Source organism: Okeania sp. SIO3I5 (assembly GCF_010672085.1).
Classification (GTDB): Bacteria; Cyanobacteriota; Cyanobacteriia; order Cyanobacteriales; family Microcoleaceae; genus Trichodesmium.
The window spans coordinates 30,563-55,564 of sequence record NZ_JAAHHT010000032.1 but is presented as its reverse complement, the minus strand read 5'-3'; the positions used below and the strand labels follow the sequence as shown (position 1 = coordinate 55,564).

General features: G+C 33.7%; 17 protein-coding genes. 13 read left to right on the top strand and 4 right to left on the bottom strand.

Going from position 1 to position 25,002, the window contains the following annotated elements:
* Positions 1-13 precede the first annotated feature (13 nt).
* Entirely contained in the window at positions 14-202 is a 189-nt protein-coding gene (locus F6K40_RS10225; protein ID WP_293135025.1) for a hypothetical protein, read from the bottom strand.
* A gap of 1,572 nt (positions 203-1,774) precedes the next feature.
* Between F6K40_RS10225 and F6K40_RS10220 the strand changes: the two genes are divergently transcribed.
* The 3 genes from F6K40_RS10220 (at position 1,775) to F6K40_RS10210 (ending at position 8,997) form a co-directional block, all read left to right on the top strand.
* Positions 1,775-2,530 carry a peptidylprolyl isomerase gene (locus F6K40_RS10220; RefSeq protein WP_293135023.1) on the top strand — a complete coding sequence of 252 codons (756 nt, stop codon included), beginning with the start codon at positions 1,775-1,777 and terminating at the stop codon, positions 2,528-2,530.
* A gap of 522 nt (positions 2,531-3,052) precedes the next feature.
* On the top strand, positions 3,053-6,040 hold the full coding sequence (locus tag F6K40_RS10215; protein ID WP_293135021.1) for a peptidase domain-containing ABC transporter: 2,988 nt from the start codon (positions 3,053-3,055) through the stop codon (positions 6,038-6,040).
* 776 nt (positions 6,041-6,816) lie between these two features.
* Positions 6,817-8,997, top strand: a complete 2,181-nt coding sequence (locus F6K40_RS10210) for a beta-barrel domain-containing protein (RefSeq protein ID WP_293135018.1) — start codon at positions 6,817-6,819, stop codon at positions 8,995-8,997.
* Positions 8,998-9,328: 331 nt separating this feature from the next.
* Here F6K40_RS10210 and F6K40_RS10205 read toward each other — a convergent pair whose 3' ends face one another.
* Positions 9,329-10,747 (bottom strand): serine/threonine-protein kinase, encoded by a 1,419-nt coding sequence (locus F6K40_RS10205; RefSeq protein WP_293135015.1) that lies wholly within the window; start codon positions 10,745-10,747, stop codon positions 9,329-9,331.
* 165 nt (positions 10,748-10,912) lie between these two features.
* On the opposite strand from F6K40_RS10205, the gene F6K40_RS10200 reads away from it, so the two are divergent.
* From F6K40_RS10200 to F6K40_RS10165, 8 genes are all read left to right on the top strand, one after another.
* Positions 10,913-11,119: a DUF6887 family protein gene (locus F6K40_RS10200; RefSeq protein ID WP_293135012.1), complete on the top strand. Its 207-nt coding sequence runs from the start codon at positions 10,913-10,915 to the stop codon at positions 11,117-11,119.
* A 680-nt stretch (positions 11,120-11,799) separates the two neighbouring features.
* Positions 11,800-12,090: a hypothetical protein gene (locus tag F6K40_RS10195; protein ID WP_293135009.1), complete on the top strand. Its 291-nt coding sequence runs from the start codon at positions 11,800-11,802 to the stop codon at positions 12,088-12,090.
* A 72-nt stretch (positions 12,091-12,162) separates the two neighbouring features.
* Complete coding sequence (locus F6K40_RS10190; RefSeq protein WP_293135006.1) at positions 12,163-13,998, top strand: hypothetical protein; 1,836 nt, start codon at positions 12,163-12,165, stop codon at positions 13,996-13,998.
* Between the two features lie 581 nt (positions 13,999-14,579).
* The gene (locus F6K40_RS10185; protein ID WP_293135003.1) at positions 14,580-15,437 is read left to right on the top strand and encodes a class I SAM-dependent methyltransferase; all 858 of its coding nucleotides are present in this window, start codon (positions 14,580-14,582) and stop codon (positions 15,435-15,437) included.
* A gap of 173 nt (positions 15,438-15,610) precedes the next feature.
* Complete coding sequence (gene rfbC, locus F6K40_RS10180) at positions 15,611-16,159, top strand: dTDP-4-dehydrorhamnose 3,5-epimerase (RefSeq protein WP_293135000.1); 549 nt, start codon at positions 15,611-15,613, stop codon at positions 16,157-16,159.
* A 1,147-nt stretch (positions 16,160-17,306) separates the two neighbouring features.
* On the top strand, positions 17,307-18,179 hold the full coding sequence (gene rfbD / locus F6K40_RS10175) for a dTDP-4-dehydrorhamnose reductase (RefSeq protein WP_293134998.1): 873 nt from the start codon (positions 17,307-17,309) through the stop codon (positions 18,177-18,179).
* Positions 18,180-18,863: 684 nt separating this feature from the next.
* Positions 18,864-19,691: a class I SAM-dependent methyltransferase gene (locus tag F6K40_RS10170; protein ID WP_293134996.1), complete on the top strand. Its 828-nt coding sequence runs from the start codon at positions 18,864-18,866 to the stop codon at positions 19,689-19,691.
* Between the two features lie 132 nt (positions 19,692-19,823).
* The gene (locus F6K40_RS10165; RefSeq protein ID WP_293134993.1) at positions 19,824-20,588 is read left to right on the top strand and encodes a thioesterase II family protein; all 765 of its coding nucleotides are present in this window, start codon (positions 19,824-19,826) and stop codon (positions 20,586-20,588) included.
* A gap of 605 nt (positions 20,589-21,193) precedes the next feature.
* Here the strand turns inward: F6K40_RS10165 and F6K40_RS10160 are convergent.
* Complete coding sequence (locus F6K40_RS10160) at positions 21,194-21,328, bottom strand: hypothetical protein (RefSeq protein ID WP_293134990.1); 135 nt, start codon at positions 21,326-21,328, stop codon at positions 21,194-21,196.
* Positions 21,329-21,337: 9 nt separating this feature from the next.
* Positions 21,338-21,484, bottom strand: a complete 147-nt coding sequence (locus F6K40_RS10155) for a hypothetical protein (RefSeq protein WP_293134987.1) — start codon at positions 21,482-21,484, stop codon at positions 21,338-21,340.
* A gap of 34 nt (positions 21,485-21,518) precedes the next feature.
* Here F6K40_RS10155 and F6K40_RS10150 point away from each other — a divergent pair, with 34 nt between their 5' ends.
* Both F6K40_RS10150 and F6K40_RS10145 read left to right on the top strand, forming a co-directional pair.
* A complete protein-coding gene (locus tag F6K40_RS10150) occupies positions 21,519-23,219 on the top strand; it encodes a hypothetical protein (protein WP_293134984.1) in 1,701 nt (566 codons plus the stop codon).
* Positions 23,220-24,111: 892 nt separating this feature from the next.
* Positions 24,112-24,360, top strand: a complete 249-nt coding sequence (locus tag F6K40_RS10145; protein WP_293134981.1) for a hypothetical protein — start codon at positions 24,112-24,114, stop codon at positions 24,358-24,360.
* Positions 24,361-25,002: the final 642 nt, after the last annotated feature.

The window sequence follows — 25,002 nt, the reverse complement described above, 5'->3', positions numbered from 1 at the left end:
AACCCATCCCTAATCAACAACTCATAGTCAGAAAAACTCCAAAGAAACTCAACTTTATCCCCAGAAAAATAGGAGTGCAACTAAAATGATTACTTTTTGACCATTTTTCTACTTCATTTTTAATCACAGTATTAACAAAAGCAGAATTAAAACTACCATTATTTTTAACTTCGCGACGAATATTGGTTTCCACAATATCCATAAAAGTTTGCCACTGAGAAGCAAATTATGATTCCCAACTCATTTAATACCTCCACTTTTATTTAAGTAGTTTTTTGTTTGAGGATATATATAAAGCAAGGATTCAGACGTCAGCTAATTTATTTATTCTATTTAAAAAATTAATTACTATTGAGAGATTGAGCAAGAATTAAAAGTTACATTAAAAGTAAAAGTATCAGCTAATCACATTAAAAAAAGATAGTTTGTTCAGTATCCCTTTTATGCTTTTGTAATTCTAGTAGTTGTTATTCTGTTTCCTTGCGTTGCTTTTCTAATTCGTTAAGAGGTTGGTCTAGAGTGAGCTTTTTTTGATTAATTTGTTCGCGAAAATTAGAAACAATTTAACTTAATAATTCTACAGTAGAGTCAAAAGTAGCTGTAACTTTCTCTGGACTCGCTAGGAACTTTTCTAATTTTTCCTCCTACATTACCTTCAAAATTATCAGTCTCTTTCTATTGTAGATTTAGAGAATTCCCGGAATTAATTATTCACACTTAGAAAGAATATATTAACTTAAGGGTAGCATTAGCAACTAACCAAAAATTATACTGTCATTTAGTTATTAGCAATGAGAGGGGAAAGTAAAAGCAACTTTTGAAATTAAGAAAGAATCAAAAGTTACTGCCACAGTCTCCTTTCTATAATCTTAGAAGTAATCATTCATTACTAATTGGTGATAGCTGACTACTAATAGCTAAATGTTTACATCATTATTTTAATAACTTGAATAAAACTGAATTTATACCTAAATAAAAATCTTAAAAAACTCAATAAAACCGGATTTTTATGCCCAATATTTAGGCCATTTCAGTTATCAATTATCAGTAATTATGGCTAAAGCATCGGGATTGAAATACTGAATCGAATATTTTTTTTCATCCCCTTTATTGGGAAAGCTTTAAACCTTGTTTTTTGCTAATAATATTTTCAAGATAGGAGAGGTAACTGCCAATCCAATACACACAAACGTAGTAAATCTTAGAATGAGTAAAGCACAATAATATACCTTGGGTGCATCTCAATGCAAGAAGAAAGCCAAAAATTTATTGATGCATAGGGAACAGGGAACACTTAACTGGGAACAGCAGATTTGGGAATAGGAAAAAAGTATTTTGGCAAATATGAGATGCACCCTATATCTTATGTGTAATTATGTGTAAATCAATCAAGCTACTACAACTTTGAGTATATAATCATTACTGAATAAAAACTTTAGAAATAAAACAATGTTACGATCTGAAAAGAGTAGATTAAGATAACCTACCTTTATAACCATCATAGCCAAAAACAACTATTTGTAATACTAAAGCTATGGAAAACTAAATATGTATTTTTACTTATATTCAGAGTATTATCACTCTTGAGCCACAACCTACTTACTCTTATGGGAACAGCTCAAAACTGCAATACGTCAGTTTCCTAAGTATAAATTATCTATTTTCTAAAAAATAAAAAATAATCAAAAAATGAATTGGTAAATGATTTGCCACTACCTTCATGGCATAGACAAAATTATGCATGAATAGTGCAAGTCAGTTGGAGATATAAAAAATGACAGGATTATTTCAAATAGGTGATAAATTATTGCAAGCCCAAGATATCCCATCGCTATTACAACGTTATCAATTAATGCCTCATTTTTTGCGAGGAGTAATAATCGACCAAGCGATCGCTAACTTGACTTGCACAGAAGACGAAAAAAAGGCGGCCGTAGAAAAAATTGAAACCCAATACCAGTTAAATAACCCCGAAACCAAACAAGCATGGCTGAAAAGCCAAAACATGACCCAAGAACAACTCCAAGAAATGGCAATTAGGCCAATACTACTAGAAAAATTTAAACAACAAACTTGGAGCAATCAAGTAGAAAGATATTTTCTCAACCGTAAGAGCAGCTTAGACCAAGTAGTATACTCTCTAATTCGGACAAAAAATCCTGGTCTAGCTCAGGAACTATATTTTCGCATAGTAGAAGGGGAGCAAACTTTTGCAGAGGTTGCTCGTGAATATTCTGAAGGTCCAGAAGGGCGAACGGGAGGCTTGTTAGGCCCTGTGCCCCTAAGTCAACCACATCCCTCTATAGGCAAAATTTTATCAGTGAGTCAACCAGGTCAAATCTGGACGCCACGTCCATTAACAGAATGGACGGTAATTATTAAGTTGGAAAAATTTATCCCAGCACAGCTTGATGATTCAATGCGCCGACATCTGATGGATGAATTGTTAGAAGGTTGGATCAGGGAACAAGTAGGAAAAATTGGACCCCTGAAGCTATTAAGTTCCGATGTATCTGATGTAAAGGTTTAGAATTAACAAGTAATAGGTAATGAGTAATGAGTAATGAGTAATAAGTAATGAGTAATAAGTAATGAGTAATGAGTAATAAGTAATGAGTAATAAGTAATAAGTAATGAGTAATAAGTAATGAGTAATAAGTAATAAGTAATGAGTAATAAGTAATGAGTAATAAGTAATGAGTAATAAGTAATGAGTAATAAGTAATGAGTAATACCTCTGCCTGAAGTCAGAGGATTCAAAAAATTCATCATTTTTTGAATTTTTCTTCAGGAATGAAGAGGCTTGAAACCTTCATATTCGGGCTTGATTTTACTTATTACTTCTTAGTTTAAGCCCTTCGGGCTTCTAGTAAATGATTCTTCTAACCGAAAAATTTTGGTTTCAAGCCTCTTCTTTCAAGAGGATAAAAAAAAGAATCTTCAGTATTTTCAAGTTTCCTGGTTTAGCAGGAGGTACTGATAACTGATAACTGATAACTGAAAAGTGTGGGTTTGGTTTCTAAATTTGTTTAATAGAAAAAAGATAAACTAGATGGCTACTTCTTCGACAATATCAAGGGCACAAGTACAGGAGTTTCTAGCAGAAAAGCATCCTTTTCATCTGCTTTCTGAAGATGCTTTAAAACAATTAACGGGAAAGTGTAAACTTCTGGGTTACCGTACAGGGCAACCACTTTTTGAAAAAGAAAAAATGCCAAACCAGATAGCAATTATCTATCAAGGCCAGGCACGAGTATTAGGTTATGACGCACGCTCCCAACGTCACATAAGTCTGCAATTAGCAGGAGCAGGAGAAATTTTAGGTTGGGCAGGACTATTACGAGGAATGCCTTGTGAAACAGCACTCGCTTCAACAGATTTAATTGCTGTTACTTTATCAGCGGCAGATTTCTTGGCAACACTAGAAACAGAACCAGAATTTGGTGCAGCCTTTCTGGAACGTCCCGGAATAAGTGAGGTGTTTGAGTTACTAAGTCAGGAGTTTGCCAGAAGAGCCGACGTTAATAGTAATCTCAAAGAACTGACTAAAAATGTTGCTGCCAATGCTGTAGTAGTAAACCTACCTAAAGGAGACAACAAAACCAAGGAATTAGAATCTGTCCTTGACCAAGAAAAAATCTGGCTAGTCAGTAGTGGGATGGTGGCAGATTTTCCTCCAGGCAGTCAGGTAGTTTGGGATAGAGCAACTAGGTCTATAAAAGTAGAAGGGGAAAGAGGAGCAAGAATAATTGGATTTCCCCAACAACAACATCAGGAAGAGACGGCAGAAAATGGGGCACAAACAACTGAGGTAGGTCCCCTAGATGTGTCAATGGTTCCCCAAGCGCCGGCACGTCCACCAGAAACTACTGTTGTTCAGGATACCCCATCAAAAAAATATCCAATTTTCCGAGCTAAGGGAGAAATAGCAGCTCCTTTAGCTTGCTTCCAGATGCTGGCTAAACATTTTGGTCTGAAGTTTCGTAAGGATGTAATTCGTCGAGTATTAGATAATCAGATTCGGACCGCGGGTAGGGTATCTCTACAAGCTTGTGGAGCGATCGCTCAGATGATGGGATTAACTGGTCAACTGGCACAAGTCCCCGCAGCAACGGTGCCTCGTCTCAAGGCTCCTGCTTTGATTCAATGGCAGGAAAGTTTTGCTGTTATTTATAGTATTACTGAACAAGAAATTGTATTAGGTAGTCCAGAGTTTGGGTTGACTCGCCTCAAACCGGGTGACTTTGAGGAGGTTTGGGGAGAGTCGGGACAAATTCTGCTGCTCCAAGCTCCAAAGAGTGAACAGAAGGAACAGTTTAGTTTCTGGTGGTTTGTTCCTTCTTTGATGGAACATCGCACCGTATTTATTGAGGTGCTGATTTCTTCGTTTTTTGTCCAAATATTTGGTTTGGTGAATCCCCTGATGACGATGATTATCATCGACAAGGTTATGGGGCAGCGGAATATTGAGGCATTGGATGTTTTGGGCATCTTGATGTTATTGGTGGCTTTGTTTGAAGCTTTGTTGGGGGGTCTACGGACTTTCTTGTTTGTGGATACTACTAACCGTATAGATGTGAAACTTAGCTCGGAGGTGATTGACCATTTGCTCCGTCTGCCACTGAATTATTTTGATAATCGTCGGGTGGGCGATCTGACGGGTAGGATTGGAGAGTTGGCTAATATTCGGAATTTTCTGACTGGTACGGCTTTAACTGTGGTTTTGGATGCGGTCTTTTCGGTAATTTATATTGCCGTGATGTTGACTCTTAATCCTTTGATGACGGCGGTTGCTTTGGCTGGGTTACCTTTTTTTGCGGGAATTATTTTGGTGAATTCTCCTATTGTCAGAAGGTTACTACGGAAAAAGGCAGAACGCTATGCGGATTCTCAGTCATACTTGGTGGAGGTACTAAATGGTGTGCAAACTGTTAAGGCGCAAAATTTGGAGTTGCGGTCTCGTTGGGAATGGTCGGCTCGTTATGCTAAGTTTATGACTGCTAGTTTTAATACTGTTCTGACTCAAACAGCCTCTAGTTCTATTAGTACATTTTTAAATAAGCTTTCGGGTCTGGCGCTTTTATGGGTTGGTGCTTATTTAGTAATTGATGGTCAATTATCCGTAGGAGGATTAATTGCTTTCCGAATTATTGCTGGTAATGTGACTGGTTCTTTGCTCCGTTTTGTTAGTGTTTGGCAGAGTTTCCAGGAGGTGGGTATGTCTATTGAACGTTTGAGAGATGTTTTGGATACTGAAGCGGAGGTGGATGAGGATGACCGGAATAATATTGATATGCCTCCAATTGATGGAAGTGTGAAATTTGAGGAACTTTCTTTCCGATTTACCCAAAGTGGACCTCTACAATTGGCAAATATAAATTTAGAATTTCCTGCTGGTTATTTTGTCGGAATTGTAGGTTTAAGTGGTTCGGGAAAGAGTACATTGATGAAATTATTACAACGTTTATATCCTCCTCTTTCTGGTCGAATTTTTGTTGATGGATATGATATTCAAAAGGTAGAATTATATTCTTTGCGTCGTCAAATTGGAGTAGTTTTGCAGGATACTCTGTTATTTAACGGTACTGTTCAAGATAATATTGCTTTGACAAATCCTGATGCAACAACCGATGAAATTATTCGAGCTGCTAAGATTGCTGTTGCCCATGAATTTATTATGAATTTGCCTAGTGGATATAACACTATGGTGGGAGAAAGAGGAGCTTCTTTATCAGGGGGTCAAAGGCAAAGAATAGCGATCGCTCGGACGGTTCTACAAAATCCTAAGTTGTTGATTTTGGATGAGGCAACTAGCGCTTTGGATTATAGTTCTGAGCGTCAGGTTAGTGAGAATTTGGCTGAAGCTTTTACTAATACAACGGTGTTTTTTATTACTCACCGTTTAACTACGGTAAAGAATGCTAATACTATTATTATGATGGATAAAGGTTCTGTGGTAGAACAGGGAACCCATGACGAATTAATGGCGGTAAAAGGACGTTATTTCTGTCTCTATCAACAACAAGAATCTCAACAATAAGAATTCAAAATTCAAAATTAAGAATTCAAAATTAAGAATTCAGGAGTTAGGAAAATGTGGAAAAAGTAGCTCTATCTAGAATTCCTAGAATTGAGAATTCAGGAGTAATAATTCAGAAGTAACAAAGAAGAAAGAGTCAGGAAATTTAGGTACATTTCCTAAATTATTAAAGGAAAGAAATAGTCAGGAAGTTGGAGGCAGATTAGTAAATGCTATTAAACTAAAAAATAGCCGAAAGTTTGCCGAAAGCTCCTAAATTATTCAGAAGGAAATGTATTGGGAAAAAGTACCTCGATGAGAATTCAAAATTCAGGAGTTAAGAAAATGTGGAAAAAGTAGCTATATCTAGAATTCATAGAATTGAAAATTCAGGAGTAATAATTTAAAAGTAACAAAAAAGAAAGAGTCAGGAAATTTAGGTACATTTCCTAAATTGTTAAAGGAAAGAAAGACTCAGGAAGTAGGAGGCAGATTACTAAATTATCAAACTAAAAAGTAGCCGAAAGTTTGCAGAAAGCTCCTAAATTATTCAGAAGAAAATGTATTGGGAAAAAGTACCTGAATGAGAATTAAAAATTCAGAATTAAAAATTTAAAATTCAGAATTCAGGAGTTAAGAAAATGAGGAAAAAGTAGCTCTATCAAATCCATTTGAGACAGATATTTCCATGATTTTTTCCTTTTTTTTCAAGACTTATTCCCTCTTCCCACCCTTCCCACTTTTCCCACCCTTCCCACCCTTCCTATTCCCTATTCCCTATTCCCTAATTATTTAAAATGCAAGATAAATCAGTATCAATAAACGAACAACCAGTAATTTTAGAAAAACCAGCTATATTATCCAGATTATTTCTCTGGATGATTATGTTAATGACCAGTTCAGCTATTATCTGGGCATACTTTGCTGAGATAGATCAAGCAGTACCAGCAGTAGGTCAATTAGAACTTAAAGATGGTTCCATAGATGTGCAAGCTCCTACCAGTGGAAATGTGGTTAGACTTCATGTAGAAAATGGCGATCGCGTAGAAAAAAATCAACCATTACTAACTTTTAGTCCGACTGCTCCTAGTGCAGATTTAAGTTCTGCCAATGAATTAAGAGAAACTCTCAAAAGAGAAAATGAATTCTATAAAGAAGTATTAAATGGTAAAGTTCCCACAGCTTTACCTCCAGATTTACAAAAAATTGCTCAAGAAAGACAAACTAGGGTATCAGAAAATCAAGCCTACCGCGCTTTGATTGATGAACTTTATTTAAACAGGGGTGGTTTTGTCAATGTTGACCCAAGTTTACAAGGATTATATATCAATTACAAGGCTGAATATAATTCTCGTGTAGGCGCTGTAGAACTACAAATTAGAGAGCTAGAAAAACAACTTCAACAAGCAGAAGAAGAGGAAGAGGCAGCAACGGAACAACTAAGAGTAGCTCAAACACAATTGCAATTTTCTAGAGAACAATTGCAATTTTCTAGACAACAATTAAATAATAGTAAACAGCAACTAACTTATGCTTATGAACAATTAAGTAATGCAGAAAAACAACTCAGGTTTGCTAGGGAACAACTGAACAATACTCAAGCACAACTAAAGTATTCTCAGGAACAATTAGAATTAGCAAAGGGGCAACTAGATAAATCCGAAAAAGTGTTAGATTCTAATGAAGGAATTCTAGAACAAATATCTCCTTTGGTAGAAGAAGGAGCGATCGCTGAACTGCAAAAAAAACGTCAGGAACAAGAGGTATTTCGAGGGGAAAGTGAGATATTAAGACAGCAAGACCAAATTCAAACCAGAGGAGCGGAAATAAATACTAGGTTGGGGGAAATTAATACCCGGTTAGCAGATATTAATGCCAGAGAAGGTGATGTAAATTCTCGGAGAGCAGATATTAATACTTTCGAGGGAGAAATTAATACTCGTGAGGGTGAAATTAATTCTAGGCAAGCAGATATTAATGCACGAGAAGGAGATGTAAAAGCGCGTCAAGCAGAAATACAAAGAGCTAGATTAGAACAACAACGTTTAAACGTATCTATTAATAGAACCAAAGAACAATTAAAAAATACAAGAGATTCTTGGGCAAGAGAACTTTATGCCAGAATTGCTGAAAATAAAGGTAGAGAAATTGCCAGAATAGACTCTCAATTTACTCGCTTACAATTGGAAAATAATAAGCGACTGACTGAGGTTAATGCTCAGATTGAAAAGCTTGAAGAAACTCGCGATAACCAAGTTTTAAGATCGCCAGTTTCGGGAGTAATTTTTGATTTACAACCTACTACTAAGGAAGAGTCTTCTTTGGATATAGAAACTGACTTTATTTGTCAATATGTAATTAATGATGTTTTGAAACCAGGGGATATTCAACCAACGAGATGCGAAGATGCTTCTTATGAGGCGCAACAAACTCAACCTTTACTCACAGTATTAGATGATGATGAAGGTTTAGAAGCAGTGGTTTATATTCAGAACAAAGATGTTGCTCTAGTTTTAAAAGCTTTAAATGATAAACGGAAAAAATTAGAACCTTATCACGATCAAGAGTTAGCTGGAGGAGAAGTAATTGAATGCGAACCTGGTAAAAAATGTGCTTGTCCGGAGCTAAAAGAAAATAGAGAAAAATTAGGTATAACTGATGTGGAATGTGTACCTGTGGAGGTTCAAGTTGAGGCTTTACCTGCTAATGAATTTGGAACAGTAACTGGGGAGGTTATTTCTATTAGTGATGATGCTATTCCTCCAGATCAAGAAGCAGGAAGAGCTTATTTTTCTTTTGAAACTACTATTGATTTAGAACGACAAACATTTGTTCTGGATAATGAGAATGATCTAGAAATTGGTTTGCAGAATGGTATGGCAATTAACTCTAATATTAATGTTGGTAAGCGGACGGTTTTAGAGTTGTTCTTTAATAGATTTACTGGCAAGTTTAAGAGTTTGACTAATGTTAATTAGGGATTAGGAGTCAGGAGTCAGGAGTCAGGAGTCAGGAGAATTATAAAAGAGGGAGGAAGAATAATCATACCTTGATTTTTCCGCCCTTTATCTACTCAAAAGGCTAACTTTTTGCAGCTCTATGAGCTGAAAAGCTAGCACTCTTGTCACTACAAAAAGGCTAAAGATTCTATCTGTAAATGATTTAAGAGTAATCAGCAAGCTCCAATTAACTATCAGGTTTTAGTAGTTAGTTATTAGCTAACTAAATCTATTTAACTCCCTCCCTAAAAAATCCTGGACTTGCTGCAAGTAGAACGGTTAAATCTAGGTTTAAATTTCCTTTTTTATATTAGTCTGGAAGTATTCTTTCTACACCTTCAACATAAAAATCTCTAAGATGTTTAGCAAAATTAGTAAAGTCTGGTTCTCCACTTAAAGAAACTCTTAGTAACCCAACTTCTTTCTCTTTATTTTTAGATATTTCCGATTCAATACCAATATGAAATTTTGGTTTAAGTCCTTGTCTTTCAGGAAATGAAATAACAACAACTTCATTTCCTGTTATATATCCTTCAAATTCAGGAAAAAATGATTTCTCTGAAGGTTTGTGCTTTATGCCAACAACGCGCTGTGAAAATGTTGATTTACTCCAGTCTATTTTTGCTTCTAGTTTTGGAGACTTTCCACATACAAAATCACCAAAACTTGAACCAAATATTTCTGTAGCGACGATAATCCCAAAATCTGAACCAAACTCTTTAGGCATATCATAAACAATATAATAAATTTTCTCAATAATTTTTTGAGCTATATTTTCAAATAATTTCTTTTGTGTATGAGAAGAACTTGAGAGCTTATTTTTAATTCTATCTAAAATAATTTCAGTTTTATTGCCTTCTTGATTTTCTGATTCTAAAATATCTATCAAAGCTTCCTTAAGTTCAGGAATAGACTGCCAACGAGAATCTATTTTTATCTCAAAAGCTATATCAAAAACTCTATTGATTTTAGATAGCATATACTCAGGCAGAACTGATAACTTTTGTTTAGCTTCTTTTCTCTGATGTGGTTTATTTCCATTTTCAGAATCTAAAAGATAAAGAGGAAATTTCCCTGTTATTGTAAAAAACAAAATGCCACAAATTTGTGTAATATCTGACCTGTGGTCTCTTTGTAAACTACTTTTTTCCCCAAGTTCTGGAAGTTGAAAAAATCTATTTCCTAATCGTTGCCATGTAGGTGTTAAATCTGTAGCAGACTCATCAACTTTATTGAAAGAAATCCCAAAATCTATTAAGACTGGAGTGCTAATGTCGTTATTTTTGATGATGATATTATCCGGCTTAATATCTCTATGTACTATCCCTATTTGATGGCAATATTCAAGAGTATCTAATAGTTTTATTGTCAAATTTACAGCACTAAAAATATTCATTACTTCTGTTTTGATAAAATCATATAAGGTATCTCCGGGTATAAATTCAGTTATCATATAAAGGGGAGTATCTGACTGAAAAAGTTGTGAATTTGAATCAATTAACTTTGGAATTCCTGGGCAATCTAATGTCTCTAGAATAACTACTTCTCTACGCATTCTTGAACGTCTTTCATCATCATTTTGTCTATTAAGTTTTTTGAGAACGTATTTATTAGCTGGAAAAGAATTATTTTTAGGTTCGACTAGATAGGTTTGACCTTGACCACCGCCACCAATATTTTCAATAATTTTCCAATTTTCTTCCCAGGGTTTACTACTATTTTTAGTCATAGTATATGTTGATATCTTTAATTCTTGAAATTTACTACATTATAAGACAAGATAATATTAATTGTAATTTTTTTGATAATAAATCACACTAAATAAGAATTATAACTTGTATATTCTAGCTAGAAATATTGAATTTAAAATTAGGCTTAATAGGGAGGTGACTTGATGATTCAGATTAATTATTCTGCTATGACTGACAAAGATTTGAGACAATATTTTCTTAAACATCGTGAGGATAAAATTGCTCTTCAAATGTATCTAGATAGATTAAGTAAACGTTCAAATAAAAAAGTTATTACTACTTTAGACGATCCTGATTTTGATGAGAAAATTCAAGCAGCTATTCGTGAGCAGATGGAAAAAAAGGGGTAGGGTTTAGGAGAAGCGATCGCTTATGCGCATATCTCTGTATCTACTCAATAATTTATCTGTAGATATTTCTCTATTGCCTTATGAAAAATCAAGGTTAATATAAGTGGAAATTTACTATAAAAAACAATTTTTATTCAGTTATATCAAGTCTCATTAATTAGCCATAATAAAAATGTTCTCCTCACCTCAAGCATAGTATCTTTAAAAATTCCCGCTACTGCCTACTTCCTACTCTCTATTCCCTAAAATTTTTATTGTGGGTATTCACAAACATGATGTTAGATAGTAAGAGAAGGGAGTAAGAAAACAAACAAAAAGCAATTAGGAATCAAGAAGTTTAAAAAAGAGAAAAAACACACTGGATTAGAAAATCAGAAATAGAAATCTCATTCATCTCTATTGCTGCATACGCAATAGGAATTTAGACTCAATTCCCTTTTGTTGCGGATATAGCAATAGGAGCTTTTACCTATAAAATCCAGAGGTAAGTTTTTAGCAAATTCAAAATCAAAATCTCATTCATCTCTATTGCTGCATACGCAATAGGAGTTTTTGCTTACAAAATTCAGAGACAAACTTTTAGCAAATCAGAAATAGAAATCTTATTCATCTCTATTGCTGCATACGCAATAGGAGTTTAGACTCAGTTCCCTTTGGTTACGGATATAGCAATAGAAGTTTTGACCTCTAAAATTCAGAGACAAACTTTTAGCAAATCAGAAATAGAAATCTCATTCATCTCTATTGCTGCATACGCAATAGGAGTTTTTGCCTACAAAATTCAGAGACAAACTTTTAGCAAATCAGAAATAGAAATCTCATTCATATCTATTGCCACATACACAATAAAAATTTCGACTCAGTTCCCTTTGGTTGCGAATATAGCAATAGAAGTTTTGACCTCTAAAATCCAGAAGTCAACTTTTCACAAATTCAAAATAGAAATTTTATTCAGCCATATTGCCACATAGTTCTAAAGAAACAAGACCTTCAAGTTCGCTTTAAGGTAATATTTCCGAAAGTTATCTGCAAATTTTCCAATAATGCGAAAAATATTTTCCCGAACCAGAATATTATTACCAACCCTCTATATTTTTCCAGTCTTATTACTTCTCTGGTTTCTCGCTAATTTTATTGTCAACGTTCCCTACTGGGACCAATGGAGATTAACCCCTATCTTTGAGCGAGTTGCTGAAGGAAACGCCACATTTTTTGACTTTTTCACAGTACACGGACATCACAGAATATTAATACCAAAATTAATCATTACCGCCTTAGCATTTGCCACTAAATGGAATACCCAAGCTGAAATAATTTGTAGCGTAATTTTTGTCATCATCACATTTTTTGCTATTTGCAAAATAGCCGAAATTCAATTTCAGAATCAAAACAAAAATATCCTACACATAGCAAATATTTTAAGTTGTCTATTATTATTTTCCCTAGTACAACATCAGAACTGGTTATGGGGATTTACCCTATTTTGGTTTCTGACAAACCTATGTCTAATAATGGCAGTATATTTGATTCACGCCTTAGAAAATTTGTCAGCAAAAACCAGAATATTTCTAGCAGCAATATTTTCTTTAATCGGAAGTTTTACCTTAATCCAAGGATTACTTTCCTGGCTAGTTTTAATTCCGTCAATATTATCTATAGAAGGCAAAGACAAACAAAAAATTAGTAGACTAAGTATCTGGATTTTCCTATTTATACTTTCATGTCTTATCTACGCAATTAACTTTAATCCGATTAGGGAACCAAAACCATTTTTATTTACAGAACAACCATTTTTGATAATAAATTACTTTTTAGCAGTTTTAGGCTTACCTTTAGTCAGACTTCCCATCCCGGCAATTTTAACAGGATTAATATTATTGTCTAGTTTCCTATTTTTTATATATTACTTTCTCAAGAAATCTTGGTTTAAAGCAGAAAACCAAGAATTAGGAATCAGAAGTTTGCTAGGTAAAAAAATGAATTGGCAATGGCAATTTAGAATAAAAATATTCTCTATTACTGACTCCCCTTTCAAAGCAACTATTCCTTGGTTAACAATAGGTACATTTTCTCTAATTTCTGCTCTATCTATTTCTGTAGGTAGAGCAGAATATGGAATTGAAAATGCAATGATTTCTTCCCGATATACAACCACATCAATATTATTAATTATCTCTCTAATTTATCTCCTAGCTTTGTTTGTACAAGAGCAACAAAAATATTTATCAATCTATAAAATTTTGGCTGTGGCAATGACAGGAATTATGATGATCAACTCGGTGTATGTTATTAGGAATGTCAAATTAAGTTTTCCCTACATGGAAAGTCGGAAAGAATGTCTAGAAATAATTAACTATTTAGCAGATTCAGAATTTATCAAAACATCTCCAGATAGTTGTTTAGTATTAATGAATGGCAAAACTTGGCTAGTCAGACAAGGTGCAGAAATTATGGAAAAATTAGGATGGCGAGAATTTCCTCAAAATCTGGAATTTATAAAACAACCAAAACAAAATTATGGTTATTTAGATAATCCTCAAACAATTACAAAACCTCTAATTCTTAAAGGTGATGAAACTCTAAGTTTGGGGGGTTGGGCAATTAGAGCAGATAGAAAAAAACAGCCTAACTTAGTATTACTTTCTTCTGGTGAGAATGAATATTTTTTTGCCAATGCCATTGTTAATTTAGAGAGTAATGATATTGCTAAAATTCTGAAGTCAAAACTTTATAGTAGAGCCAGATGGAAAGTAAAATTTTCAGCTAAATCTTTGCCTGTGGGAGAAACTGTTATTAAAGCTTGGGTTTATAATTCTGACAAACAAGAATTTGTCAAATTAAATGATGAAGTAAAAGTTAGGGCAATAAATAATGAATAATTAATAATGAATAATTAATAATGAATAATTAATAATGGATAATTAACCTTGACACAGGAACCTATTTGATCAAGTTTGTGGTTTGAAAAACAATAATTAGGTAAGCATTCAGCTATTAGCGGTCAGCTCATCCTGCGGAATGCTACGCAAACAGCTTTTTAATCAATGAAACAATCATTTAGTTGAACTTATAATACTTTTTTAATCAAAGAATTAAAGCATACTAATGACAAGCTTGACTTGCTAACTAAAGGTAATGAAGCTGATAGCTGATAGCTGATTGCTGATTGCTTAAATCATTAGGGCAATCAACCCGATTTTTGGGTTGATTTACCGAAAAATTTTGGTTTAAAGCCTACCCTTGGATAGGGGATAATAAATAAAAATTTTCATAATTAGTCAATCCTCTCCTTGAAAAGAAGAGGTAATTATTAATTATTCATTATTCATTATTAATTGTTGAAGTAAGTCCTGATATATTTAAACAGATAACAATAACAGCGCAAATTTACCTGAAATGAATTGATGGGATTTTAATTCCAGGCAGTATATCCTAACAGAAGTAATTTTAATCAAATATTATGCAAAAAAATCATTGCCCTTTATGCCATGCAAATAAATTTAACTACTACAAAGCAGGCGATAACTATCTATTAGCAAAATGTTCTGAATGTGGTATGGTATGGGATAATCATCCACCAGAAAATATTACTGCAATCTATCAGGAAGATTATTATAATAACGATTTTCCTAAAGGAGGATATTCTAATTATTTTCAAGGGATGAAAATTAATAGTCTGACTTTTCGGCAGCGTTTATTAAAAGCGGAGAAAAAACTTTCTAGTCAAGGTTTATTATTAGATGTAGGTTGTGCTTTAGGTGATTGTTTGGAGCAAGCAAAAGATTTAGGATGGGATAATCCTCAAGGTTTAGAAGTCTCAAAATATGCAGTAAATTTTGCTAAAAGTAGGGGTTTATCTGTATATCAAGGGGATTTGTTTAATCATAATTTTGAACCTAATTCTTTTGATTTGATTATGTTGCAAGATATGATTGAACATACGACAGATCCTATTGCTCAACTAACAGCAGCTTATCAACTTTTGAAACCTGGAGGATGGATTTTTATTACTACTCCGAATGTGGGAGGATTTTGGCATAAATTATTAGGGTCTTTATGGTATCACTATAAACCAACAGAACACTTGACTTATTTCTCCCTTAATACGATAAAATTTGCTTTAGAAAAAAGTGGATTTTCTGATGTAGAATCGAAGCCAACCAGTAATTTAATGAGTCTAGGATATATTTTGAATAGATTGAAGTATTATCAGCATATTTTCTTCTCTTTTTTACTGTCAATTTCTCAATTTCTTCATCTAGATAAATTAGTCTTTAATTTATGGATAGGAGAATTAGAAGCTTGGGGAAAAAAATAATGGATAATTGATAATGGATAATTGATAATTAATAATTAATCTCCAGAAGTTTAAAGCGTTTCCTTAGCCCTACGGGGAACTAAAAAGTTAAATTTCCGCACCCTAAATGCGTACTACCATATTTTATTTTCCCTATTTCCTATTCCCTTATCAATCAACTTAGGTCAAAAAAAATGAATGTAATTCAAACAGAAATTCCCGAAGTATTGTTAATAGAGCCAAAAGTTTTTGGAGACGAACGTGGCTTTTTTATGGAGAGTTTTAATCAACGTAATTTTTCAGAAAAAACAGGAGTAAATCTGGAATTTGTACAAGATAATCACTCTCGTTCTAGTCAAGGTGTACTTCGAGGTTTACATTATCAAATTCAACAAGCTCAAGGTAAATTATTACGAGCAGTTGTAGGAGAAATATTTGATGTTGCTGTAGATATTCGGAAAAATTCTCCTAATTTTGGTAAGTGGGTAGGTTATCTTTTAAGTGCAGAAAATAAACGACAACTTTGGGTGCCTCCTGGTTTTGCTCATGGTTTTTTAGTAGTGTCTGAAACTGCAGATGTTTTGTATAAGACTACTGATTATTATGCACCGGAATATGAGCGTTCAATTCTGTGGAATGATCCAGAGATTGGAATTACTTGGCCTTTAGATGGAATTGAGGTGAAATTATCTAAAAAAGATGAAGCTGGTAAAAGTTTGAAAGGTTCTGATTTGTTTGAATAATGAGGAGTAATTTCAGTTATCAGTTATCAGTTCAAAAATCCGAATTGAGAATTGAGAATCGAGAAGATTTCGGCAAACTTTCTAGCTGAAGTAATTTTCACAAAGAGAGAAATTTTCCTCATATATTTACTTTAAGGCAGAATGAAAATCGAAAAATTCTTAAGGAGTAAAAGACTCAAAACTCCGAATAGAGAATTGAGAAGATTTCGGTAAACTTCCTAGCTAAAGCGATTTTTCAGAGAAGGTAAAATTTTGCCGAGCTACTGAGTCAAAGGCAGAATGAAAATTGGCAAATTCTCAAACTGAAAATTATCAAAACTCCGAATAGGAAATTCCGAAGATTTCGGCAAACTTACTAGCTGAAGCGATTTTTCAGAGAAGGTAAAATTTTGCCGAGCTACTGAGTCAAAGGCAGAATGAAAATTGGCAAATTCTCAAACTGAAAATTATCAAAACTCCGAATAGGAAATTCCGACAGTAAAATTCTCAAAACTCAGAATTGAGAATTGAGAAAATTTCGGCAGACTTTCTAGCTGAAGTGATTTTTCAGAAAAGGTGAAATTTGCCGAACTGCTCACTCAAAGGCAGAAGGAAAATCCGAAAATTATCAAACAGTAAAATTCTCAAAAATCTGAATAGGCAAATCAGAAAATTTCGGCGAACTTTCTAGCTGAAGTAATTTTTCAGAAAAGGTGAAATTTGCCGAACTGCTCAGTCAAAGGCAGAAGGAAAATCAGAAAATTATCAAACAGTAAAATTCTCAAAACTCAGAATTGAGAATTGAGAAAATTTCGGCAGACTTTCTAGCTGAAGTAACTTTTCAGAAAAGGTGAAATTTGCCGAACTGCTCACTCAAAGGCAGAAGGAAAATCAGAAAATTTCGGCGAACTTTCTAGCTGAAGTGATTTTTCAGAAAAGGTGAAATTTGCCGAACTGCTCACTCAAAGGTAGAATGAAAATCAGAAAATTATCAAACAGCAAAATTCTCCAAACTGAGGATAGAAAATTCTGAAGATTTCGGCAGACTTTATCCCTGAAGTAACTTTTCAGAAAAGGTGAAATTTGCCGAACTGCCGAGTCAAATCCTCTGAATCCGAAAAAACAAAATCGAAAAATTAAACTTAAATCGAATTACTAAAAATCAGAAATGAAAATCTTATTAACAGGTATTAACGGACAACTAGGAAACCAACTACAACCGCTTCTCACAAAAATCGGAGAAGTAACGGCGGTGGGACGAGAAAACCTAGACCTCGCCGACCCCAATGCCATCTCCCAACTTATAGACCAAGTTAAACCAGAACTAATTATCAACGCCGCAGCTTATACAGCAGTTGACAAATCTGAAAATGAACCAGAATTAGCTCATGCTGTAAATAGTATTGCCCCAGGTATCATGGCAAAAGAGGCAAAAAAATTAGGAGCAACCTTAATCCACATTTCCACCGACTATGTTTTTGATGGAACTCAAAGCACACCCTACACAGAAACCGACCCGACAAACCCCCTCGGAACTTATGGCAAAACCAAGTTAGCTGGAGAAAAAGCAATTCAAGAAACAGAAGCTAATCATATTATTATTAGAACAGCTTGGGTTTATGGAGCTTATGGAAAAGGTAACTTTGTCAAAACCATGTTGCGAGTAGGTAAAGATAGAGAAGAATTAAGAGTAGTCTACGATCAGGTTGGTTGTCCAACTTGGACGGGAGACTTAGCAGAGGCGATCGCTCAAATTATTCCCCATCTTAATTCGGAAACTTATGGAACTTATCACTATACAAATAGTGGGGCGATTAGTTGGTACGATTTTGCCATGACTATTTTTGAGGAAGCAAAACAACTGGGTTTTCCTTTGGAAGTAAAACGAGTAGTTCCCATAACTACTGCCGAATATCCAACCCCAGCAAAACGACCTGCTTTTTCAGTTTTGAATAGTGGGAAAATTTCAAAAGTTTTGGGGAGTCATTCTCCTTATTGGCGAGATAGTTTGAGGCAAATGTTAAAGCAGTTAGCTTCTTAGAATTTAGAATTTAGAACTCAGAATTTAAAATTTGCAGCATAGACTAAAATTTGAAAGATACGATAATTTTCTCATAGTTGTTAGTAAGCAAAAACTATAACGTTGGAGATTTAGCTAAATTCAGAATTTAAAATTTGCAGCACAGACTAAAATTTGAAAGATACGATAATTTTCTCATAGTTGTTAGTAAGCAAAAACTATAACGTTGGAGATTTAGCTAAATTCAGAATTGAGAATTTGCAGCACAGACTAAAATTTGAAAGATACGAAAATTTTCTCATAGTTGTTAGTAAGCAAAAACTATAACGTTGGAGATTTAGCTAAATTCAGAATTGAGAATTTGCAGCATAGACTAAAATTTGAAAGATACGATAATTTTCTCATAGTTGTTAGTAAGCAAAAACTATAACGTTGGAGATTTAGCTAAATTCAGAATTGAGAATTTGCAGCACAGACTAAAATTTGAAAGATACAAGAATTTCCTAATAGTTGTTAGTAAGCAAAAACTATAACGTTGGAGATTTAGTTGAATTGAGAATTTATAATCTAGAATTTATAATTCACAAATTAAATTTTTTTGTTATACCAATTCGTAGCTAAATACAGCGGTTTTCAAAGTTATGAAGTACACTCCGAAGCTGAACGCTGATAGATTTCTAAACATCGTATAGATTTCCCACAACTATGTCCAATGACTCACTCAAAAATAATTGGTATCAAGACTTGAACCTAGAACAAAAATCAAAATGGTATGGTCAAGTAGCAGATGCTTACAACAAAACCAGACCTCGTTATCCGCAAAAATTAGTCAAACTTGGGTTAGAAATAGCTCAACTTTCTGCTGATGCCAAAATTTTAGAAATAGGTTCTGCTACTGGAACAGCAACAACTACTTTTGCTGAATTAGGTTTTTCTATGGTTTGTATAGAACCAAATTTTGAATTTTGTCAAATACTCGTAAGAAACTGCACTCCATATAAAAAAGTTAAAATTATCAACACTACTTTTGAGGAATGCGAATTAGAAAAAAGTCAGTTCGATGCTGTGGTTGCTGCTACTTCTTTTCACTGGGTATCTTCTGAAATTGGTTATCTTAAAACTGCCGAAGCATTAAAAACTGATGGATTTTTAATATTGCTTTGGAATACTTCACCTCAACCAAATCAAGAGGTTTATCAAAAATTATTAGAACCAATTTATCAGATCTACGCACCACATATAAAAGGATATGAAGCGATCGCTACTCATCAAAAAAATATTAGTAGTCTCGGTAATAAAGTTATTGACTCTGGTAAGTTTCAAAACTTAATTTCGGAAGAATTAATATGTGAAGTAACTTATAAAGTTGATGATTATCTAGCACTTCTCGGCACTTTATCGCCCTACATCGCCATGGACTCAGAACAACGTTATACTTTATTTGCCAATTTGGGTAAAACTTTGGGCAATCATCATGGTGATAGGATTGACCTTTCTTATTTGTCTAGAATTCAGGTTGCTCAGAAGGCATGATGCTTTTCAAGTAGGAACTTTCTCCGGAATATCCTAGAAAGATTTCAAAAAAAAGTTTATGTAATTTCTAGACATATCTATCAACAGTAAAACTTTTTTTCTATACCAATTTGTAAATAATTAAGTTCTCCAATGAATACTACTGTTATTCCTTCTCCTTGGATAAAAATATTTAAACCCATTTCTCAACCTAAACTACGTTTATTCTGTTTTCACCCTTCTGCTGCTGGAGCTTCCTTGTTTCGGGTATGGGAAAAATACTTACCTTCCAATATAGAGGTCTGCGCTATACAACTACCAGGTAGAGAAACTCGGATTAAAGAACCTCTGATTACTAAATGGGATGACCTATTGCCTACCCTGACTCAAGCTTTATCACCCTTAATTGAAGAATATCCCTTTGTATTTTTTGGGCATAGTCTTGGTGCATTAATAAGTTTTGAAGTAGTTCGTAAACTACGTAGGGAAAAACTTCCTACTCCTAAATATATGTTTGTCTCTGGTCGTCGCGCTCCTCAAATTCCTATTGATAACCTACGTCATCAAGCATCTGACGAAGAGTTAATTTCCACTTTGCGAGAATACGGCGGTACTCCTGAAGCAGTCTTAGAAAACCAAGAGCTAATGGAATTGTTTTTACCTATTTTACGAGCTGACTTTACCCTCAATGAAAAATATACGTATTTTTCTGAAGCACCCTTAGAATCTCCGATCGTTGCTTTTAGAGGTAAAAATGATTTGGAAGTTAGCTTGCAATATTTATCTGAATGGGAAAAGCATACTATTAGTAATTTTGCCTTACATGAATTTCCTGGGGGTCATATGTTTTTCCAACAAGAACCAAAAACTTTAATTGAAGAAATATCAAAATTTCTTAGTTTAGGGAGTAGGGAGTAATCATTTCAGTTATCAGTTATCAGTTATCAGTTATCAGCATCTCGTAAAATAAGGAGACTTGAAATACAGAATTTTCTTTTTTTATCTTCTTAAGAAAGGAGGAGTAACTACCCAAATTTTTTGGTGAAGAAGGAAGACCTGAAGAAGAATTTAGTTATCTAGGAGTAAAGGAGTAAATATTTACAGCACTTTTTAGAATAGTGAGGTACTGGTTAATACTAATATCTCTTCCCTATTTACTAAATTTATAAAACTTTGTACCTCACTAACTCCAAAACTGCTGTAAAAAAAGGTAAAAATCATAGAGATAGCTATTTGAAAATTAATCCATACATCCGTAGCAAAATTTGTGTCTTGCTCTGCCATTCCAATTTAAAATTAATCCATACATCCGTAGCAAAATCTGTGTCTTGCTCTGCCATTCCAATTTAAAATTTCAAATTAATCCGTATATCCGTGGCAAAATCCGTGTCTAGCCATCCGTAGCAAAATTTGTGTGTTGCTGTGCCATTCCAATATCAAATTAATCCGTATATCCGTGGCAAAATCCGTGTCTAGCCATCCGTAGCAAAATTTGTGTGTTGCTGTGCCATTCCAATATCAAATTAATCCGTATATCCGTGGCAAAATCCGTGTCTAGCCATCCGTAGCAAAATTTGTGTGTTGCTGTGCCATTCCAATATCAAATTAATCCGTATATCCGTGGCAAAATCCGTGTCTAGCCATCCGTGGCAAAACAAAATTTGTGTCTAGCTGTGCCATTCCAATATCAAATTAATCCGTATATCCGTGGCAAAATTCGTGTCTAGCCATCCGTGGCAAAATTCTTGTCTTGCACTCCCGCTTATGTTAATCAGAAAAAAGTCAGAAATTACTTTTATAATTATCACCACCATAACAATTTTACTCCCAGCTTTCTATGTACTTTTTATGATATCGAAAGCTGGAGAACTACTAAATTTTGACTATTGGTGGATGATTAAAAATATCTATTCCATAGATGGATTTTCCACGAATATTTTTGACTGGATGTTTCGAGCAAACGAACATTTTGTCTTAATTCCCGCAATAATTTACGCCTTAAATATTATTGTTACTAAAGGTTCCAATATTGGGTTGTGTCTAGCTACATTTTTCCTAGCTTTTCTTCAGGGAATTTTGTTAATTGCATTAGTACCCAATACTCTCAAAAAATATCCTCCAATACTTTTATTATTAATTTTATTAATCTCAGTTTTTAACTTTACCCCTGCTGCTGCTCATAACTGGATGCGCGGATATAGTGGAGTGCATTGGGTAATTGCTAATTTATTTGTTATTGCCTCAATTTTTTGTGTAAAAAAATTACTAGAATCTCAACAAAATAGATTTGCTATTGCCAGTATAATCTTGGGAATTTTCGGATGTATTAGTTATAGTACCGCTCTAGGAATTTGGCCGATATTATGTGCAGTTGCTTTTCTCTATAAATTGCCAAAAAAAATTACTATCTCTTATCTATTTTTTTTTGTTTTAGTAATAGGCACTTATTTCCTAACCTACACAACACCCTCTCATCATCCCTCATTATCTAAACTGAATTTTATTGATATAGTTGCCTACATTCCCGTTTATTTAGGAGCAATTTTTACTCATAATATTCCCGTCGCTTCCGCAATAGGTTGGATAGGATTATTTTTAGCAGGAATATTTTTAATTTATTGGTTATTTACAACTTATCCTCAAGATTGGTTGCCCTGGTTATCAATAATAATTTATACTTTCGGCACCGCTTTAATGGCAGCAGTTAGTCGTTCTGGTTTTGGAATAGAACAAGCGATCGCTTCTCGTTATGCGACTCTACCTTCTCTATTTTGGTTAAGTCTAATTATCCTGATTTTTTTATGGTTAGAAAAACAGGAAATTACTCTGAGAAAACAATGGTATTTTGTCATGCCATTAGTGGCAGTTTTGACAGTTTTAACTATATTGATGTATCGAGTAGGTACGGCAACTTTTAGAGAGATTGCTCATCGGGCAACTTTTCAACCTTTAGTAGCATTATCTTTACAAATCGGCATTTCCGATCCGATTTTAATTCAAGAAAAAGTTGGCAACCGTCCTGCTGCTTTTTTAGGATTAGTGGATGCTTTAAAAACTGATGGTTTAGTACCTTTTCATCGAGATATAAAAGAGGATAATTTTTGCGCTAATTTGGAGGAGAAAATTAACTCTAATTTATTAACTGCAAAACTCCCAGAAAATTTGCAGGGATATTTTGATAATGTGACTAAATTTTCTCCGACTACAGCTAGAGTAAATGGATGGGTTGGTGAAGTTAAAAGTCAAAATTCAAAAGTTAAAAGTGAAGATATTTTTGAAGTTAAATGTATTGTGATTTTGAATCAAGAAAATGTAGTTAAAGGTTTTGGAATGTCTGGTTTTCCTCGTGCTGATGTAGCAGAATTATTAGGAACAGAATATGAATTTTCAGGTTGGAAAGGATATATTGAAGTTAAAAGTGAAAACTCAACAGTCAAAAATATAGAGAATATTCAAGATTCAGAGCAGGAGATTTTAACTGCTTATGTGAAATTGAAAAATTCTCAAAATTGGATAGCTTTAAATAATCAACATAATTTTGATAAGTAGGATAGATCCTGATGAAAATTCATTCATTCAAAAGTCGAAAATTACGAAAATATTCAAGACTGGCAGCGGGAGATTTTCAGAGATTATCTGAAATGGAAAAATCCTCAAGATTGGATAGCTCTAACTAAGCAACATATTTTTGATAAGTCGGAATATATCCAACTGAAAATTCATCCATTCAAAAGTCGAAAATTAGGAAAATATTCAAGACTGGCAGCGGGAGATTTTCAGAGATTATCTGAAATGGAAAAATCCTCAAGATTGGATAGCTCTAACTAACCAACATATTTTTGATAAGTCGGAATATATCCAACTGAAAATTTATCCATTCAAAACTCAAAAATTCAGACAAGATTCAAGAGTCAGAGCAGAAGATTTTTAGAGATTATCTGAAATGGAAAAGTCGTCAAAATTCGATAGCTCTAACTAACCAACATATTTTTGATAAGTAGGATAGATCCTGATGAAAATTCATTCATTCAAAGCAGAATATTTTCAGAGATTATCTGAAATGGAAAAGTCGTCAAAATTCGATAGCTCTAACTAACCAACATATTTTTAATAAGTAGGATATATCCAACTCAAAACTCATCCATTCAAAACTCAAAAATTCTGAAAAGATTCAAGACTCGCAGGGGGAGATTTTCAGATATATTCAACTGAAAATTCATCCATTCAAAAGTCGAAAATTACGAAAATATTCAAGACTGGCAGCGGGAGATTTTCAGAGATTATCTGAAATGGAAAAGTCGTCAAAATTGGATAGCTCTAACTAAGCAACATATTTTTGATAAGTCGGAATATATCCAACTGAAAATTTATCCATTCAAAACTCAAAAATTCAGACAAGATTCAAGAGTCAGAGCAGAAGATTTTCAGAGATTATCCGAAATTGAAAAGTCGTCAAAATTGGATAGCTCTAACTAACCAACATATTTTTGATAAGTCGGAATATATTCAACTGAAAATTCATCCATTCAAAAGTCGAAAATTCCGCAAATATTCAAGACTTGCAGCGGGAGATTTTGCTTATCTGAAATGGAAAAGTCGTCAAAATTGGATAGCTCTAACTAACCAACATATTTTTGAAAAGTCGGATATATCCAACTCAAAACTCATCCATTCAAAAGTCAAAATCTAGAAAAGATTCAAGAGTCAGAGCAGAAGATTTTCAGAGATTATCTGAAATGGAAAAGTCGTCAAAATTCAATAGCTCTAACTAACCAAAATATTTTGGAAAAGTCGGCTCTATCCAACTGAAAAATTATCCATTCAAACCTCAAAAATTCCGAAAAGATTCAAGAGTCAAAGTCGGAGATTTTCAGAGATTATCTGAAATTAAAAAATCGTCAAAATTCAATAGCTTTAACTAACCAAAATATTTTGGAAAAGTCGGCTCTATCCAACTGAAAAATTATTCATTCAAAACTCAAAAATTCCGAAAAAATTCAAGACTCAGAGCCAGAGATTTTCAGAGATTATCTGAAATTAAAAAATCGTCAAAATTCAATAGCTTTAACTAACCAAAATATTTTGGAAAAGTCGGCTCTATCCAACTGAAAAATTATTCATTCAAAACTCAAAAATTCCGAAAAAATTCAAGACTCAGAGCCAGAGATTTTCAGAGATTATCTGAAATTAAAAAATCGTCAAAATTCAATAGCTTTAACTAACCAAAATATTTTGGAAAAGTCGGCTCTATCCAACTGAAAAATTATTCATTCAAAACTCAAAAATTCCGAAAAGATTCAAGACTCAGAGCCAGAGATTTTCAGAGATTATC